Annotated in this window: 13 protein-coding genes; 1 reads left to right on the top strand and 12 read right to left on the bottom strand. The window is 72.2% G+C overall.

Translation table 11 applies throughout. From position 1 onward, the window contains the following. Positions 1-52: 52 nt before the first annotated feature. From AMK26_RS00420 to AMK26_RS00380, 9 genes are all read right to left on the bottom strand, one after another. A complete protein-coding gene (locus tag AMK26_RS00420; protein WP_073750588.1) occupies positions 53-2,371 on the bottom strand; it encodes a xanthine dehydrogenase family protein molybdopterin-binding subunit in 2,319 nt (772 codons plus the stop codon). Beyond that, positions 2,368-3,666: a 2Fe-2S iron-sulfur cluster-binding protein gene (locus tag AMK26_RS00415; RefSeq protein WP_073750586.1), complete on the bottom strand. Its 1,299-nt coding sequence runs from the start codon at positions 3,664-3,666 to the stop codon at positions 2,368-2,370. Before AMK26_RS00415 ends, AMK26_RS00420 begins: the two co-directional genes overlap by 4 nt. Beyond that, a complete protein-coding gene (locus AMK26_RS00410) occupies positions 3,663-4,538 on the bottom strand; it encodes an FAD binding domain-containing protein (RefSeq protein ID WP_073750584.1) in 876 nt (291 codons plus the stop codon). Before AMK26_RS00410 ends, AMK26_RS00415 begins: the two co-directional genes overlap by 4 nt. Before the next feature lie 306 nt (positions 4,539-4,844). Beyond that, positions 4,845-6,476, bottom strand: a complete 1,632-nt coding sequence (locus AMK26_RS00405; protein ID WP_073750582.1) for a beta-N-acetylhexosaminidase — start codon at positions 6,474-6,476, stop codon at positions 4,845-4,847. Between the two features lie 4 nt (positions 6,477-6,480). Then, a complete protein-coding gene (locus AMK26_RS00400) occupies positions 6,481-7,323 on the bottom strand; it encodes a carbohydrate ABC transporter permease (RefSeq protein ID WP_073750581.1) in 843 nt (280 codons plus the stop codon). Next, on the bottom strand, positions 7,320-8,255 hold the full coding sequence (locus tag AMK26_RS00395; RefSeq protein ID WP_073750579.1) for a carbohydrate ABC transporter permease: 936 nt from the start codon (positions 8,253-8,255) through the stop codon (positions 7,320-7,322). The genes AMK26_RS00400 and AMK26_RS00395 overlap by 4 nt, the downstream gene beginning before the upstream one ends. Positions 8,256-8,259: 4 nt before the next feature. Then, a complete protein-coding gene (locus AMK26_RS00390) occupies positions 8,260-9,555 on the bottom strand; it encodes an extracellular solute-binding protein (protein ID WP_073750577.1) in 1,296 nt (431 codons plus the stop codon). 201 nt (positions 9,556-9,756) lie between these two features. Next, the gene (locus tag AMK26_RS00385; protein WP_023588437.1) at positions 9,757-10,044 is read right to left on the bottom strand and encodes a DUF3039 domain-containing protein; all 288 of its coding nucleotides are present in this window, start codon (positions 10,042-10,044) and stop codon (positions 9,757-9,759) included. Positions 10,045-10,234: 190 nt separating this feature from the next. Beyond that, on the bottom strand, positions 10,235-10,795 hold the full coding sequence (locus AMK26_RS00380) for a YqgE/AlgH family protein (RefSeq protein WP_073750575.1): 561 nt from the start codon (positions 10,793-10,795) through the stop codon (positions 10,235-10,237). Between the two features lie 263 nt (positions 10,796-11,058). Between AMK26_RS00380 and murA the strand changes: the two genes are divergently transcribed. Further along, positions 11,059-12,399 (top strand): UDP-N-acetylglucosamine 1-carboxyvinyltransferase, encoded by a 1,341-nt coding sequence (gene murA / locus AMK26_RS00375; RefSeq protein ID WP_073750574.1) that lies wholly within the window; start codon positions 11,059-11,061, stop codon positions 12,397-12,399. A gap of 487 nt (positions 12,400-12,886) precedes the next feature. Here the strand turns inward: murA and AMK26_RS00370 are convergent, their stop codons facing one another. From AMK26_RS00370 to AMK26_RS00360, 3 genes are all read right to left on the bottom strand, one after another. After that, the gene (locus AMK26_RS00370) at positions 12,887-13,168 is read right to left on the bottom strand and encodes an HU family DNA-binding protein (RefSeq protein ID WP_017237029.1); all 282 of its coding nucleotides are present in this window, start codon (positions 13,166-13,168) and stop codon (positions 12,887-12,889) included. 323 nt (positions 13,169-13,491) lie between these two features. Then, positions 13,492-14,925 (bottom strand): NAD-dependent malic enzyme, encoded by a 1,434-nt coding sequence (locus AMK26_RS00365; protein ID WP_073750572.1) that lies wholly within the window; start codon positions 14,923-14,925, stop codon positions 13,492-13,494. Between the two features lie 381 nt (positions 14,926-15,306). Beyond that, complete coding sequence (locus AMK26_RS00360; RefSeq protein ID WP_073750570.1) at positions 15,307-17,607, bottom strand: HelD family protein; 2,301 nt, start codon at positions 17,605-17,607, stop codon at positions 15,307-15,309. Positions 17,608-17,615: the final 8 nt, after the last annotated feature.

The following is a 17,615-nucleotide window of genomic DNA, read 5'->3' as shown; positions in this document are numbered from 1 at the left end:
GAGCGCTGCGTCCATTGTGCCCCGGAAATTCGCACGAGAGGGGAATCGGCGGTTATGCCTGCGGTACCGCCACCGCCGCCTGGGGGCGGATGGGGAGGCGGTTGACGGGGCGGCCGGTGGCGGAGCGGACGGCGGAGGCCACGGCGGCGGGGGAGGTGACCACGGGGACCGCGCTGGCGGCCTTGGCGCCGAAGGGGGCCACCACGTCGCGTTCCTCGACCAGTTTGACGATGCGGATGTCCGGGGCGTCCAGGGAGGTCGGGAGGGCGTAGCCGGTGAGGTCGGGGTGGCGGACCAGGCCGCGGGCGGTGCGGAGGTTCTCGGTGAGGGCGGCGCCGATGCCCTGGGTGACGCCCGCTTCGATGCGGGTGGCGAGCTGGGCGGGGTTGAGGACGCGGCCCACGTCCTGGGCGACGGCCATTTCCACGACGCGGATGGAGCCGAGCTCGATGTCGACGTCCACCACCGCGCGGATGGCGCAGAAGGCGAGGCCTACGAAGGCGTCGCCCTGGCCGGCGTCGTCGAGGGGTTCGGTGGGGTGGGGGCGGCACTGGGCGGTGGCCCAGAGTTCCTTGCCGTCCATGGCCTCGGTGACGGTGGTGGACAGGACGCCGTCGTAGGAGGTGATCTTGCCGTCGGTGATCTGGAGCAGCTCGGTGGACATGCCGAACTTGTGCGCCAGCGGCTGGAGCAGCTGCGTGCGGACCATTTTCGCGGCGCGTTCGACCGCGCCGCCCGACACCCAGGTGTGGCGGCCGTGCGTCGCCGGGCCGGCGGGGGGCTGGTCGGTGTCGACGGAGGCGACGTGGACCTCGTCGATGCCCAGGGTCTCCTGGACGATCTGCCGGGCGAGGGTGGAGAAGCCCTGCCCGGTCTCGACGGCCGCGCAGATGACCGTCGCGACGCCGTCGTGGACCTTGACCGTCGCCGTGGACACCTCGTCGGTGCCCTCGGCGCCGAGCATGTGGACCATCCCGAGCGCGTAGCCGACGCCGCGGCGTACGGCGCCGGGCTCGCCCGCGCCCTCGGGGCCGCCGGGGAGCAGCCAGCCGTCCTCCGGGGAGTCCTTGGGGAGGGCGGGGAGAGGGAAGTCCCGGACGGCCTGGAGGAGTTCGGCGACCGGGGCCGGGCAGGTGACCGTCTGGCCGGTGGGCAGGATGTCACCGGTGGCGAGGGCGTTGCGCAGCCGCAGCTCGGCGGGGTCCACGCCCAGGCGGGAGGCGAGCTTGTCCATCTGGGCCTCGTACGCGGCGCAGACCTGCATCGCGCCCTCGCCCCGCACATGGCCGGAGGGCGGGTTGTTGGTCCGTACCGCCCAGCCCTCGACGAACGCGTGCGGGACGACGTACGGGCCGCAGGCGAAGGCGACGGCGGCGGCGAGCGACTCGGAGGACGCCTCGGCGTACGCGCCCGCGTCCAGGAGGATCTGCGCCTCGACCTTGACCAGGCGGCCCTCCGCGTCCGCGTGGTGGCGGTAACGCAGCAGGGTGGGGTGGCGGTGGGCGTGGCCGAGGAAGGACTCCTCGCGGGTGGCGGCGAGTTTGACCGGGCAGCCGGTACGGAGGGCGAGCAGGCCCAGCGGGATCTGGAAGCCCGGGTCCTCGCGGTCGCCGGTGGCGCCGGGGACGCCGGTGACGACGACCTTGACCTGCTCGGGGGCGAGGCCGAAGCACGCGGCGGCCAGGTCGCGGTCGGTGTGCGGGTCGGTGGAGGCGGTGTAGATGTCGACGCCGCCGTCCGGGCGGGGCACCGCGAGCCCGGCCTCGGCCCCGATGGGCGCCGGGTCCTGGCGGCCGATGCGGTACAGGCCCTCCACGATGACCTCGCCGGTCGCCTCCGGGTCGCCGTAGCGGAGCGGGATGTGGCGGATCAGGTTGCCGTCCGGGTGGAGGGGCGGGGCGGCGAAGGCCTTCTCGGGGTCGGTGACCGGGTCGAGGATCTCGTACTCGACGGCGATGGCCGCGGCCGCCAGGCGGGCCGTGTCGGGGTGGTCGGCGGCGACCGCCGCGATGGCCTCGCCGTGGTGGCGTACGAGGTCGGAGGCGAAGACGGGCCGGTCGGCGACCGTGCGGCCGTACGTGGCGTCCCCGGGCACGTCCACGTGGGTCACCACGGCCCGTACGCCCGGCATCTCGGCGGCGGCCGTGGTGTCGATCGAGACCACGCGCGCGTGCGCGTGCGGGGAGCGGAGCAGCGCCGCCCACAGCAGGCCCTCGGCCCACAGGTCGGAGGCGTACGGGAAGGTGCCCTCCGTCTTGGCGCGGGCGTCGGCGGGCGGGAGCGACGCGCCCAGCCCGTGGGCCGGCAGCTCCTGCTGGGGCCCCTGGGGGCCGTCGACCGCCGGGATGGCGGTGGCCGCGTCGTTGCTCACGCCATGCCTCCGTCGTGCGGGTGGGGGATCTGGTGCGGGATACGGGGCTGCGGGGAGCCGTTTTCGGGGGCCTCGGCGGCACCGGCCGCCTCCGCGGCGGCGGCCGCGGCGGCGGCGCGTTCGGCGACGACCTCCCGTACGGCGTCGAGGACGCCGCGGTAGCCGGTGCAGCGGCAGAGGTTGCCGCAGAGCGCCTGGCGGGTCTCCAGCTCGCTCGGGGCGTGGTTGCCCTCGAGGAGGTCGTGCACGGTCATGGCCATGCCCGGGATGCAGAAGCCGCACTGGACGGCTCCGCACTTGGCGAGGGCGCGCTGTACGTCGGAGGGCTCGCCGTCCTTGGCCAGCCCCTCGACGGTGCGCACCTCACTGCCGGCCGCGGTGGCGGCGGGCACCAGGCAGGAGGCGACGAGGCGGCCGTCGACCTGGACGTTGCAGGCGCCGCACTCGCCCTGCGAGCAGCCGTCCTTGGCGCCGGCGAGGCCGAGCCGTTCGCGCAGCACGTACAGCAGGGACTCGCCGATCCACGCCTCGGTGACGGGGCGGTCGGTGCCGTTGACGCGCAGCACGTACGAGATGTGCGGGTGCTCGTCGCTGTCCGTGACGTGGGTGGTGGCCTGGGGCGCCGCCGCCTCTTGGGCCGGTTCCTGGGCCGGTTCCTGGGCCGGTTCCTGGGCTGCCTCTTGGGCCGGTTCGTGGGCCGATCCTTGGGCCGGTTCTTGGGCCGGTTCTTGAGCCGCTTCCAGGAGCGGGTCATGAACCGGATCCGGTTCCGGATGCGGGCTCAATTCCGGATTCCGTTCCGGTTCCGGATTCCGTTCCGGATTCCGTTCCGGATCCGGCGCCGGTCTCGGTTCCGGGGCGTCCTCGGCCGGGGCTCCGGCCGCCTCATGGGCCGGCTCCGGCGTCGCCCAGGGCGCGGGCGCGCCGCCCGGCAGGGTGGCCGGGGGGTTGCCGCTCGTCCACTGCGAGGCCAGCGCCGACGTCGTGAACTCGCCCGACTCGTCCGGAAGATCCCCCTGGGCGACCGGGATCGTCCACTGCCCGGTCAGCTCCGCGGGCGCGGGTGCGGGCGCCGCCGGGAAGTTCCACTGCGCCGTCGCGTTCGGGTCGTGCGCCGCCCACGCCTCCGGCGGCACGTACCCGTGTCCGGGCGCCTCCAGTGGGGCGCCGCTCGTGGACATGTCGGGCGGCAGCTGGACGAAGGCGGTGGCGTCGCCGTCGTACTCGCCCTGGGGTGTGGGCTGCCAGCCGCCCTGCCCCTGCCCCTGCTGGTTCTCGTTCTCGTCGGTGGTCACGACAGCGCCCTCCCCAGTGCCCGTCGGGCCAGCGCGGCGACCGTGCGCCGCAGGTGCAGTACGGCGGGCGGCAGCTGCTCCTCGCCCGGCGGGTCCGGGATGCAGGCGGCCGCGACGTACTCGCCGAACGCCGTCAGCGCCTCCGGCGCCAGCCCCCGGTCGCCGTCCCAGTCGATGAGCGAGGCGATCCAGCGCTCCGCCTCCAGCGGCCGCAGCGGCATCGGGGCGATCGCCCCGACCGCGCAGCGCACGCCGCGCCGCGCCGGGTCCAGGACGACCGCCACGGACGCGGTGGCGCGCCCGGGGCCGGTCCGGCCGGTGGCCTTCAGGAACACCTGCGGGGCGTGCAGGAGGGGTACGCGGACGAAACCGATCAGTTCGGCCGGGCCGAGCAGCTCCCGGCCCGCCAGCAGGTGCGTCACCGGGATCTCGCGCGTACCGCCCGGGCCCGCGACGACCAGGTCCGCCTCCAGGGCGGCCAGCACGGGCAGGGAGTCGCCCGTGGGCGCGGCGGTGACGATGTTGCCGCCCAGGGTGCCCGCGTTGCGGATCTGGGGCGGTCCGGCCGCGCGGGCGGCGGCGGCCAGGGCGGGGATGAGCGCCGCGAAGTCGGGGCGGCCCATGCGCGCGTGCGTGAGGCCGGCGCCCAGCAGGGCGTGGCCGTCCTGGTACTGCCAGCCCCGGATCTCGTTGACGCGGCCGAGGCCGACGAGGCCGGCGGGTCGCAACTGGCCCTTGTTGACGGCGGCCATCAGATCCGTACCGCCCGCCACGGGCACGGCGGCGGGCATGGCGCTCAGCGCCGCCACGGCCTCGCCGAGCGTGGCCGGCAGCGTCACGGACTGCGCCGCCTGCGGTGCGTGCGTGGTCAACCCAGCTGCCCCTTCCCGGTGTCCCGGCTGTCCCGGCTGTCCCGCCTGTGTTGCCGTACCGTACGTGCTCACAGCCCCGACGTGGCAACTCTGGCACATCTTCGAGGCCGCTCGACGCGAGGGTCCGCGAAGGACGCATCCGCCCCGGACATCCCGTGACCTGCGAGATGGACCGGTTTGCCACGCCCTTGGCGGCACGCGCGGATTGCCACTTCTCGGCGACCTTGTACGACTTATTCCTGGCGGGTCGGCGGGGCCCCACGGTCCCAGGTGCCGGGCCCGGGCGCGTGGGCCTTGCCACGGGGCTCACACGTTTGGCGGCGCCCCCTCGATCGGGCGTCCGAGCACCCCTGGGCGCCTCTGCCACGGCAACGGTCCACCGGGCGGGCGGTAGTCGACGCCGAGCGCGTCAAGGCGCCGGTAGTGGGCGCTCATGCGGCGCTCGAAGTCCGCGAAGTCGCGCTCGGCGGGGGCGGCCGGGAGCCGGGTGGACCAGGCCACCTCGGCGAAGGCGGCGAGGCGCGGGAAGACCTGGTAGTCGACGCGGGAACGGGTCTCCATGACCTCGGTCCAGACATTGGCCTGGGTACCGATGACGTGTGCGGCGGCGTCCGGGGACAGCCCCGGCGGTACGGGCTCGAAGCGGTAGACGTCCTCCAGGGTGCGTACGTAGCCGATCGGCACCGGTTCGTCGGCGCCGCCGTCCTGCCGGTGGTCCAGGTACACGTGCTGCTCGGGGCACATGACGACGTCGTGGCCCGCCTCGGCGGCGGCGATCCCGCCGGCGTACCCCCGCCAGGAGGACACGGCGGCGCCGGGCGGAAGGCCGCCCTCCAGGATCTCGTCCCACCCGATCAGGCGGCGGCCCCGCTCGGCCAGCCAGCGGTCGAAGTGCCGGATGAACCACGCCTGGAGCTCGTCCTCATCGGCCAGCCCCAGCTCCTTGATGCGGGCCTGGGCGGCCGGGGAGGCCTTCCACTGGTCCTTGGGGCACTCGTCGCCGCCGAGGTGGATGAACGGCGACGGGAAGAGGCCGAGGACTTCCTCGAGTACGCCTTCGTAGAAGCGGAGGGTGTTGTCAGTGGGGGCGAGTACGTTCGGGTTGATGCCCCAGGTGTCCCAGACGGGGAGGGTGGTCGTGTCGATGACGTCGGTGTTGCCGAGTTCCGGATACGCGGCGATGGCGGCCTGCGAGTGGCCGGGTATGTCGATCTCCGGCACGACGCGGATATGCCGCTCGGCGGCGTACGCGACGATCTCGCGGATGTCGTCCTGGGTGTAGTAACCGCCGTGCGGGGTGTCGTTCCAGAGGTCCGAGGCCCGGTGCCCCCACTTCGTACGCGTCCGCCAGGCGCCGGCCTCGGTGAGCCGGGGATACCGCTTGATCTCGATGCGCCAGCCCTGATCGTCGGTGAGGTGCAGGTGGAGGACGTTGAGCTTGTGGGCGGCGAGGAGGTCGACGTAGCGGAGGACGTCGTCCTTGCGGAGGAAGTGACGTGCGACGTCGAGCATCAGGCCGCGCCAGGGGAAGCGGGGCGCGTCCTCGACGACGACCAGGGGCAGGTGCCACTCCCGGCGGGCCGTGACCGGTGCGCGCCGGAAGGCTTCCGGCCCCAGGAGCTGACGGAAGGTCTGGGCGCCCCAGAAGACGCCTGCGGCGCTGCCGCCCTGGAGGCGGCGGGCGTACCCGTCGGCGACGATGCGGTACCCCTCGGGCGGAAGCGTCGGGTCGATGCTCAGCACGATGCGGTTGTCGTCGTCATTCCCGTCCGGGAAGGGCAGCCCCGTGGCGGCTCCGATCGTGGCGCGCAGCCACCTCGCGACGCCCTCCGTGCCCGGCTGGGCCTCCAGTTGGGTCTCCGCGTCGAGGCAGTCGTATCCCGGTGGCGGCACCCACCAGAAGGCGGACGGGGCGGGGACCAGGTCCATGTCGTCCATGAGGTCAGTCCTTCACCGCGCCACCGAGCCCGGACACCAGGCGGCGCTGTACGAGTACGAAGAAGACCAGGACCGGGATGGTCATGACGGTCGACGCGGCCATGATGCCGCCCCAGTCGTTCTCGTCCGGCTTGAAGAAGACGAGCAGGGCCATGGGGAGGGTCGACTGGGAGGTGTCGCTGATGAGGAACGACTTGGCGAACAGGAAGTCGTTCCACGTCGAGATGAAGGAGAAGACGCTCGTGGCGACGAGCCCGGGGAAGACCAGCGGGAAGAGGATCTGCCACAGGAAGCGGGCGCGGCTCGCGCCGTCGATGGACGCGGCTTCCTCCAGGGCCTCCGGGACCGCCTTGACGAAGCCGCGCAGCATCCAGATCGCGAAGGGGAGGGAGAAGGCGATGTGCGGCAGGATCAGCGAGCCGAGGGTGTTGAGCTGGCCGAGGTCCCGCATGAGGAAGAACAGCGGGATGGTGAGCGCCTCGATCGGCACCATCTGCGCGACCAGGAACATCACGAGCAGCGTCGTACGGAACCGGAAGCGGAACCGGGTGACGGCCGTCGCCGCGAGGAACGCGATGAGCGCGGAGGCGACGACGACGGCGGAGGCGACGAGCAGGCTGTTGAGGAAGTAGCGGCCGAAGTCCTGCTGTTCGAAGACGCGGCGGAAGGAGTCGAGGGACGGGGACAGGGTCCAGGGGCGGGGGTTCGTGGACTGGATCTCGCCCGCCGGTTTCAGTGCGGAGAGGGCCATCCAGTACAGGGGGAAGGCGACGACGGCCGCGACGAGGAGTGCGGTGGCCTCGGCGGCGAGACGCCAGGGGCGCTGGACGCGGCGTACCGGGCTCACAGCTCTTCTCCCTGACGGCGCAGCAGGCGGAGGTACACCAGCGTGACCGCGAGCAGGATCAGCAGCATGACGACGCCGATGGCGGAGCCGAGGCTGTACTCGGAGGACGCGAAGGCCTTCTGGTACGCGTAGACGTTCAGGACGAGGTTCTGGCCGGCGATGCCGCCGCCGTTCGTCATCACGTAGATCTGGGTGAAGACCTTGAAGTCCCAGATGATCGACTGGATGGTGACGACGACCAGGATGGGCCGGAGCATCGGGGCGGTGACGGAGCGCCAGGTCCGCCAGGGGGAGGCGCCGTCGAGGGCGGCGGCCTCCAGGACCTCGGAGGGGATGGCCCTGATGCCCGCGTAGACGGTGACCATCACGAACGGGAACGAGCACCAGACGACCTCGAACAGGACGAGCGCGAAGGCGCTGTAGCGCCCGTACGTCCAGGAGAAGTCGCCCAGGCCGAGCAGTCTGTTGACGGGGCCGAAGTCCGGGTCGAAGAGGAACACCCAGACGGTGGAACCGGTGATGGCGGGTGTCGCCCACGCGCCCAGCGCGGCGAGCATGAGCGCGAGGCGGGGCACGGCGCGGACGCGGGTGAGGAGTACGGCGAGCACGCACCCGACGGCCAGGGTGGCGACGACGCACGCGGCGGCGAACAGCACGGTGGAGAGGAGGACCTGCCAGAACTGCGGGTCGCGGAAGAGCGCCGCGTAATTGCCCAGGCCCTGGAAGGAGGTCGGTTCGCCGCCGCTGACCTGGGCCTGGGTGTACTCCAGGACCGAGATGAGCCCGAGCTGGTAGATGGGGTACACGAGCAGGGCACCCAGCACGACCAGCGCGGGCGCGAGGTACAGCCACGGGACCCGTCCGTGCCGCCCCGGCGCCGTCCGGCCCTTCGCCGGGACGGACCGGATGGACGGGATCGCGTCGGGCGTCATCGGGTCAGCCCGCCGCCGAGGCGAACGCCGCGTTCATCTTCTTCGCCGCGTCGTCGGATGCCGTCGCCACGTCCTTACGGCCGCTCACGATCTCCTGGAACATCGTCGGCAGGACCAGCGAGGCGTCGATCCGGCCCCAGCCCGGGGAGGCGGGGACGAACTTCGTGCCGGCCGACAGCGTGTCGATGAACGGCTTCACGAACGGCTGCTTCCTCGCCGCCTCCGCCCGCACGTCCGCGTACGTCGGCAGGAAGCCCATCGCGTCGAACAGCCTCCGCTGGGTGTCCTTCCCCGCCAGCGACTTCATCAGGTCCACGGCGAGCGTGCGGCGTGAACTGCTCTTCAGTACGCCGATGTTGTTGCCGCCCGCGAACGCCGGCGCGATGGATCCGGCGGTCACGCCCGGCAGCGGGACGACCGCGTACCTGCCCTTCACCTCGCCCGCCTCCACCGCCGCGCGGCTGAAGTCGCCGCCGATCGCCATCCCGGCCTTGCCCGAGGCGAAGGCCGTGACGGTCGCGTTGCCGCCCATGGAGGCGCACTTGGCGGCCGGGCAGTTGTCGTCGCCGAAGAGCGAGGTGTACGCGGTGATGCCCGTGCGGGCGGCCTCGCCGTTGATGGCGGAGGTGTACGAGCCGTCCTTCTCGGTGGCCAGTTCGCCGCCGTTCGCCCAGATGAAGGGCAGCGCGCCGTACGTGTACGCGCCGCCGACGGCGATGCCGTACAGCTCCGGCTTCGCCGTGCGGATCTTCTTCGCGGTCGCGATCAGTTCGGCCTGCGTCCTGGGCGGGGCGAGGCCCAGTTCCCTGAACACGTCGGTGCGGTAGTACAGGGCCCGTACGCCGACGAAGAGCGGCGCGCCGTACACCTTGCCGCCCACCGTGACCGACGCCCGCGCGGTCGGGTCGGTGTCCTTGGCCTCCGCCCAGGCGCCGAACTCGGCGGTGACGTCGGCGAGTCCGCCGTCCTTCACGTACCCGGCGGTGTCGGTGTTGCCGTACTCGATCACGTCCGGCGCGCTCGCCGGGTCGTTGAAGGCGGCCTTGACGCGCTGTGCCCGGGTGTCGACGGGGATGTACTCGACCTTGACGTCGGCGCCCTCGTGCCGCTTCTCGAAGGCGGCGACGGCCGCGTCGACGACCTGCTCCTTGGGCTTGTTGTTGACCTCCTGGAAGAGCCAGACGCGAAGGGTGCCGGTCTTCGCGTCCTCCTTCGCGCCGGTGCCGGCGGAGGTCTGCGGGGCGCATGCGGCCATCGCGAGGACGATGAACGGGGCGACGAGCCGGGCAGGAAGCTTCATGGGCGGATCCCCTCCGAAGGCGTTGCAGCATGCGCAACGGTCGTTTCGTGCCGCACAACATGCAGGAGGGTAGAGCCGCCCCGTGACCCCCACAAGAGGTCTCGACCACTTCGCGATCACACGACGACGAAGGCCCCCGGAGCGCGTACACACGTACGCGCTCCGGGGGCCTGCGCCCGTACGCCCGCCCGGCCGGGGGCGTTACTTCTTGTCCTTGCCGCCCTTGTCCTTGTCGCCACCGGCGCCCATGGACTCGTAGATCTCCTTGCACATCGGGCAGACCGGGTACTTCTTCGGGTCGCGACCCGGTACCCAGACCTTCCCGCACAGCGCCACCACGGGAGTGCCGTCGAGGGCGCTCGCCATGATCTTGTCCTTCTGGACATAGTGGGCGTAGCGCTCGTGGTCGCCGTCGCCGTGCGACACCTGCGGCGTCGGCTCTACGAGGGTCCCCGTACCTGCCCCGCGCTCGGGCTCAAGAGTGCTCATGAGCTCCAAGGGTACTCACGTCGGCGCCGTCCCGGGAGCGAGGCCCCGCGCGCCCGGCGGCGCACACCGGCGTACGGGGTGTGAAGCCCGTCACCCCCGGACCCCGGGGCGGGCAGCCAGGGCACGGCCAGGGCACAGCCCGGGCATATGGCCGAAAGTTGTCGCAATTACCCCGAGTGGCCCGACGAGCTCAGTTGAGCGAGGGATCGTCCGGGTACGTGGCGATCATCGCCAGCTCGCTGCGCTGGCGGCGCAGGACCTCCCGCCACAGCGTCTCCGGCCGTGGCGACGAGACGTCCCCCGGCTCGGACTCCACGACGAACCAGGCGCCCTCGGCGAGCTCGTCCTCCAGCTGACCGGGGCCCCACCCCGCGTACCCGGCGAAGATCCGCAGGCTGCCCAGCGCCGCGGCCAGCAGTTCCGGCGGGGTCTCCAGGTCCACGAGCCCGATCGCGCCGTACACCCGCCGCCAGCCCAGCGGCCCCTCGTCGCCCGGGATCACCGCCAGCCCGAGCGCCGCGTCGAGCGAGACCGGACCGCCCTGGAACACCACCCCCGGCTCGCCCGCCAGCGGGGCCCACCCTTCGAGGATGTCGCCGACGCCGACCGGTGTCGGCCGGTTGAGGACCACGCCGAGGGAGCCCTCGTCGTCGTGATCGAGCAGCAGCACCACCGCGCGGTCGAAGTTCGGGTCCGCCAGCGCGGGGGTGGCGACAAGCAGCCGTCCTGTGAGCGAGGACACCTCGGTCATGCCAGACATGATCCCGCATCCCGGCCCTCCGCGGGGGGCGAGCGGCCGACTCGCGACCACCGGGAACGATCCGCTGCTCACACGGCGCCCGGTGTCCCTCCTGGCCGAAAGCGGACCGTAACCGTCCGCAAGGAGTGAAGGACAGAGGGTGTTGTGCCGAATTCATTACATCTGACTGGCGTCCTTGGGCTACCAAGAAGCCCACTCCGCCCCCTTACCCTTTTCCCTGGCCCCCTGCCCCCCCTCTCCGGAACGCGAGATTCATGACCGGCACAGACGATGTACTGCTTGTCCACGGCGGAACCCCGCTGGAGGGCGAGATCCGCGTCCGCGGCGCGAAGAACCTCGTGCCCAAGGCGATGGTCGCCGCCCTGCTCGGCAGCGAGCCGAGCCGACTGCGCAATGTGCCCGACATCCGTGACGTCCGCGTCGTCCGCGGACTGCTCCAGTTGCACGGTGTGACCGTCCGCCCCGGCGAGGAGCCGGGCGAGCTGGTCCTGGACCCCACGCACGTCGAGTCCGCCAACGTCGCCGACATCGATGCCCACGCGGGCTCGTCGCGCATCCCGATCCTGTTCTGCGGCCCGCTGCTGCACCGCCTCGGCCATGCCTTCATCCCCGGCCTGGGGGGCTGCGACATCGGCGGCCGGCCGATCGACTTCCACTTCGACGTGCTGCGCCAGTTCGGCGCGACGATCGAGAAGCGGGCGGACGGCCAGTACCTGGAGGCCCCGCAGCGGCTGCGCGGCACGAAGATCCGGCTGCCGTACCCCTCGGTCGGCTCGACCGAGCAGGTGCTGCTGACGGCCGTGCTGGCCGAGGGCGTCACGGAGCTGTCCAACGCGGCGGTGGAACCGGAGATCGAGGACCTCATCTGCGTCCTGCAGAAGATGGGCGCGATCATCTCCATGGACACCGACCGGACCATCCGGATCACCGGTGTCGACAAGCTCGGCGGCTACACCCACCGCGCGCTCCCGGACCGCCTGGAGGCGGCCTCCTGGGCGAGCGCGGCGCTGGCGACCGAGGGCAACATCTATGTGCGCGGCGCGCAGCAGCGCTCGATGATGACGTTCCTCAACACGTTCCGGAAGGTGGGCGGCGCCTTCGAGATCGACGACGAGGGCATCCGCTTCTGGCACCCGGGCGGCCCGTTGAAGGCGATCGCCCTGGAGACCGACGTACACCCCGGCTTCCAGACCGACTGGCAGCAGCCGCTGGTGGTGGCCCTGACGCAGGCGGCGGGCCTGTCCATCGTCCACGAGACGGTGTACGAGTCGCGGCTCGGGTTCACCTCCGCGCTCAACCAGATGGGTGCGCACATCCAGCTGTACCGGGAGTGCCTGGGCGGCTCGGACTGCCGCTTCGGGCAGCGCAACTTCCTGCACTCGGCGGTCGTGTCGGGCCCGACGAAGCTCCAGGGCGCGGACCTGGTCATCCCGGACCTGCGCGGCGGCTTCTCGTACCTGATCGCGGCGCTGGCGGCGCAGGGCACGTCGCGGGTGCACGGGATCGACCTGATCAACCGCGGCTACGAGAACTTCATGGAGAAGCTCGTGGAGCTCGGCGCGAAGGTCGAACTGCCCGGCAGCGCGATCGTCTGACGCCCCGTAAGCCCTTCCGACGGCCCCTCGCCCCCGGCGAGGGGCCGTCGGCCGTTCCCGGCCCGTACGGGCCCGTAGGGGGCGTGTACGGGGCCTCTACGGGCGCGTACGGGCCGGTACGGGCGCGTACGGGGCCGGGTACCGGCGCGTACGGGGCCGGTACGGGCTCCAGGCGGTCGCATACGCCGCCGTACGGCGCCCCTCGCGGCCGTCAACGCGCGGAGCCCGTCGTACGCGGCCGGCGTCACGTGCGGGCGCCGGGACCCGGCCGCATGAAAGCCGCACCAGCGGCGTACGAGCCGCCGCCCCCGCGGGACGTACGCGCCGTTTACACCGGGCCCACGAGCTCCGCACCAAACGGCGTACGGACCCGCCCGTACGGGACGCACGAGCCCCGGGCCACCACGCACGCGTACCGGGCCGGGCACGCGGAAGGGCGGCCACCCCCTCACAGGGGTGGCCGCCCTTCTCAACGCGCCATGGGGGCTTACTTGCCCTTGGCGGCTTCCTTGAGCTTGGAGCCCGCGGAGACCTTCACGCTGTAGCCGGCCGGGATGTTGATCGGGTCGCCGGTCTGCGGGTTACGAGCGGTGCGAGCGGCACGGTGGGTGCGCTCGAAGGTCAGGAAGCCGGGGATGGTGACCTTCTCGTCGCCCTTGGCGACGACCTCACCGACGGTCTCGGCGAGCGCGGCCAGCACGGCGTCGGCGTCCTTGCGGGTCACCTCGGCGCGGTCGGCCAGGGCGGCCACCAGCTCACTGCGGTTCATGTTGTTACTCCCGTGTTCTTCTTGCTGTTGAGGCGTGCCACGCGGCGGAGCCGCATATTGGGCACAGCGAAGCCGATGCTGCCAGGGCCCTCGGACAGTCCCCGGGCCCGGGTCTGCTGTCAGACCCTCGCGCCCGAATACGCATCCTGCCCCCACCAGCGGCGGGAAAGCCAATCCGGCACCCTCCGGAGTCACACGAAAAGCGCCACAGCCCCGCCGTGGTGACGTTGGGTCGACTCCTCCGAGACTCTCCGAGACTTCCCGGGGCCGAACCGCCACCCTAAAGGCGCGTTTACGGCCCGGGAGTCACGACGCGCCGGAGGTCAGACGGACGTGGGAGCCGTCACACCGGAGCCGGCGGCCTTCGCGGCATCGCGCACCGCGCCCGCCACCGCGCCCGCGACCTTGTCGTTGAAGACCGATGGGATGATGTAGTTCGGGTTCAGCTCGTCCTCGGTGACGACGTTCGCGAGGGCGGTCGCCGCCGCCAGCATCATCTCCGTGTTGACCGTCCGCGACTGGGCGTCGAGCAGGCCGCGGAAGACGCCCGGGAAGACCAGCACGTTGTTGATCTGGTTGGGGAAGTCGGACCGTCCCGTGGCCACAACTGCCGCCGTCTGGCGGGCGATTGCGGGCTCGACCTCGGGGTCCGGGTTCGCGAGCGCGAACACGATCGCGCCGTCCGCCATGCCCGCCACGTCCTCGCCGGAGAGGACGTTCGGGGCGGAGACGCCGATGAAGACGTCGGCGCCGTGGACGGCCTCCTTGAGGGTGCCGGTGACGCCCTCGGGGTTGGTGTTGTCGGCGATCCAGCGCAGCGGCGACTCGGGGTCGGCGGAGACGAGGTCCTCGCGGCCCGCGTGGACGACGCCGTGGATGTCGGCGACGACCGCGTGCTTGACGCCCGCCGCGATCAGCAGCTTGAGGATGGCCGTGCCGGCCGCTCCGGCGCCCGACATGACGACCCGTACGTCGCCGATGGCCTTGCCGACGACCCGGAGGGCGTTGGTGAGGGCGGCGAGGACGACGATCGCGGTGCCGTGCTGGTCGTCGTGGAAGACGGGGATGTCCAGGGCCTCGCGCAGCCGCGCCTCGATCTCGAAGCAGCGGGGGGCGGAGATGTCCTCCAGGTTGATGCCGGCGAAGCCGGGGGCGATCGCCTTGACGATCTCGACGATGGCGTCGGAGTCCTGGGTGTCCAGGCAGATGGGCCAGGCGTCGATGCCGGCGAACCGCTTGAAGAGGGCCGCCTTGCCCTCCATGACCGGCAGCGCGGCCTTGGGGCCGATGTTGCCCAGGCCCAGTACGGCGGAGCCGTCCGTCACGACTGCGACGGAATTGCGCTTGATGGTGAGGCGGCGGGCGTCCTCGGGGTTCTCGGCGATCGCCATGCACACGCGGGCCACTCCGGGCGTGTAGACCATGGAGAGGTCGTCACGGTTGCGGATGGGGTGTTTGGACGCCATCTCGATCTTGCCGCCGAGGTGCATCAGGAACGTACGGTCGGAGACCTTGCCGAGGACGACGCCCTCGATGCCGCGCAGCTTCTCCACGATCTCCTCGGCGTGCGCCGTGGACGTGGCGGCGATGGTGACGTCGATCCGCAGCTTCTCATGGCCCGACGCGGTGACGTCGAGGCCGGTGACCGAGCCGCCGGAGGATTCCACAGCCGTGGTGAGCTGGGAGACCGCCGTTCCGCTCGCGGGCACCTCCAGCCGGACCGTCATCGAGTACGAGACGCTGGGCGCCGTTGCCATGGCCGTGTTCCTCTGCTTTCCCTGGTTCGTTGCCGCGCCGCGCCGGCGGGTGGCCGGGCGGAGCCCTCCGATGGTCGCACCTACCTGCGAGTAGCAGGTAATAGCGGTCGTTTCGGTCGTTCAGTTTTCGGAAACTGTTTTCCACCATACGAGAGATCATGGTCTTGGCGGAAGCCCCAACGGACAAACGACAGCAGGCCCGCGTCATCGGAGGATGACACGGACCTGCTGTTCACTGCTTGAGTGGCACCGACCCGCCATGCTCGCCTCGCGGCAAGTGGTCGCTCGTAGCGACGAAGGTTGGGCCCGGGGGCTTGGATCGAGCCGGTGCCACCACCAGGCTAACAAACCGCCCCGGTAAGTGTTTCCCCTCCCGCGCGTTCAGTCCCTGAGCAGGTCCGGCACACCGTCCGCGTCCGGCTCGTCGCGCCGCCCCGACACCACCGTCAGCTGCTGCGTCGCGCGCGTCAGCGCCACGTACAGCACCCGCAGGCCGGCCGGGGACTCGTCGGCGATCTCCGCCGGGGATACGACCACCGTCGCGTCGTACTCCAGGCCCTTCGCCTCCAGGCTGCCCAGCGCCACCACCCGGTCGCCCAGGTCCGCCAGCCACCGCGCCGCCTGCTCGCGCCGGTTCATCGCCACCACGACGCCCACCGTGCCGTCCACCCGGTCCAGCAGCCGCCGCGCCTCCTCGCGTACGACGTCGGCGAGGTCCCCGTTGCCCACGGCGACGAAACGGGGCTCCACGCCCGTCGAGCGGACCGCGCGCGGCGCCTCCATGCCCGGCATGGCGAGGGCCAGCACCTTGGAGGCGAGCTCCGCGATCTCGGCCGGGTTGCGGTAGTTCACCGTCAGCTCGAAGCGGCGGCGCGGCCGGGTGCCCAGCGCCTCGTCCCGCGCCTCGGCCGCCTCGTCCGGCAGTGGCCACGACGACTGGGCCGGGTCGCCCACCACCGTCCACGTGGCGTGCCGCCCGCGCCGGCCGACCATCCGCCACTGCATGGGCGTGAGGTCCTGCGCCTCGTCGACGATCACGTGGGCGTACTCGGTCCGCTCCTCGGCCAGCCGCTCGGCCCGCTCGCGCTGGGTCTCCTCCCGTACCGGCATCAGCTCCTCAAGACCCGTGAGCTGGTCCAGCGGGTCCAGCTCCCGCCTCTTGCGCGGGCGCGCCGGGGCGCCGAGCAGCGTCTGGAGCTCGTCCAGCAGCGCCACGTCGTGCACGGACAGCTCGTCGCGTCTGAGGGAGCGGGCCAGGCGCCGCACCTCACCCTGATTGAGCACCCGACGGGCCCAGCGGCCCAGCCGCTTCTCGTCCGCCATGGCGGTCAGGACCTGGCGCGGCGTCAGCTCGGGCCACCAGGCGTTCAGGAACTCGATGAAACTGTCCTCGGTGGTCACGTCCTCGTCGAAGGAGGAGCGCAGCTCGGCGGCCAGCTCCGGGTCGCCCGGGTGCCGGGACGCCGCGCCCGACTTGGCGTACAGGGCGTCCAGCAGCAGCTTGCGGGCCCGGGGCCGCAGCAGGTTGACCGGCGCGGTGCCGCCGAGGACGGCGTGCCGGATCCGGGTCAGCTCCTCGCCCTCCAGCTCCAGGCGCCGCCCGAAGACCACCACCCGCAGCCGCTCCGGGGCGTTCCCCAGCTCCAGGGCGCCCCGCACGGCCTTGCGCAGCACGGCGCGCATCCGGGAGGAGCCCTTGACGCGGGCGACGGCCGGCTCGTCGTACGCCGTGGCCTCCGCCCCGTCGACCAGGCTGCCGACCGCGCGGATCGCCACCTGGCCCTCCTCGCCCAGCGACGGCAGGACGCCCTCGGTGTAGGCGACCAGCAGCGGCGTCGGCGAGACGATCAGGATGCCGCCCGCGTACCGGCGCCGGTCCTGGTAGAGCAGGTAGGCCGCGCGGTGCAGCGCGACGGCCGTCTTGCCGGTGCCGGGGCCGCCCTCGACGTACGTCACGGAGGCGGCGGGCGCCCGGATGACGAGGTCCTGCTCCGCCTGGATGGAGGAGACGATGTCGCGCATGGTGTGGCTGCGCGCCTGGCCGAGCGCGGCCATCAGCGCGCCGTCGCCGATCACCGCCAGTTCCTCGCCGCCGAGCCGGGCCTTCAGCTCGGGGCGCATCAGGTCGTCCTCGACCCCGAGGACCTTGCGGCCCCGGGAGCGGATGACCCGGCGGCGTACCACCCGGCCCGGGTCGACCGGTGTGGAGCGGTAGAACGGCGCGGCGGCCGGGGCGCGCCAGTCGATGACCAGCGGCGCGTAGTCGGAGTCCAGGACGCCGATGCGGCCGATGTGCAGGGTCTCCCCGATGTCGGCGGTGCTGTCCGGGCGTACGGCGTCGTCGGCGGGCTCGACGGAGGTGTACGCGCCGTCCGGGCCCTTCTTGCCGTCCTTGCCGTACAGCAGGTCGATGCGGCCGAAGAGGAAGTCCTCGTACTCGTTGTTGAGCCGGTTGAGGTGGATACCGGCCCGGAACACCTGGGCGTCCCGCTCGGCGAGCGCGCCGGGCGTGCCGACCTGGCCGCGCTTGGCGGCGTCGTTCATCAGGAACTCCGCCTCGTGGATCTTCTCCTCGAGGCGGCGGTACACCTGGTCCAGATGGTCCTGTTCGATACCGATCTCTCGGTCCCGGACCGTATCGACACCACGATCGACACCACGGTCGGCTTCCTGCGCGGCCACCGGGGCCC

Source organism: Streptomyces sp. CB03234 (assembly GCF_001905885.1).
In the GTDB taxonomy this organism is placed as follows: Bacteria; Actinomycetota; Actinomycetes; order Streptomycetales; family Streptomycetaceae; genus Streptomyces.
The sequence above is the reverse complement of the archived record's forward strand: the minus strand, read 5'-3'. Positions and strand labels throughout refer to the sequence as shown.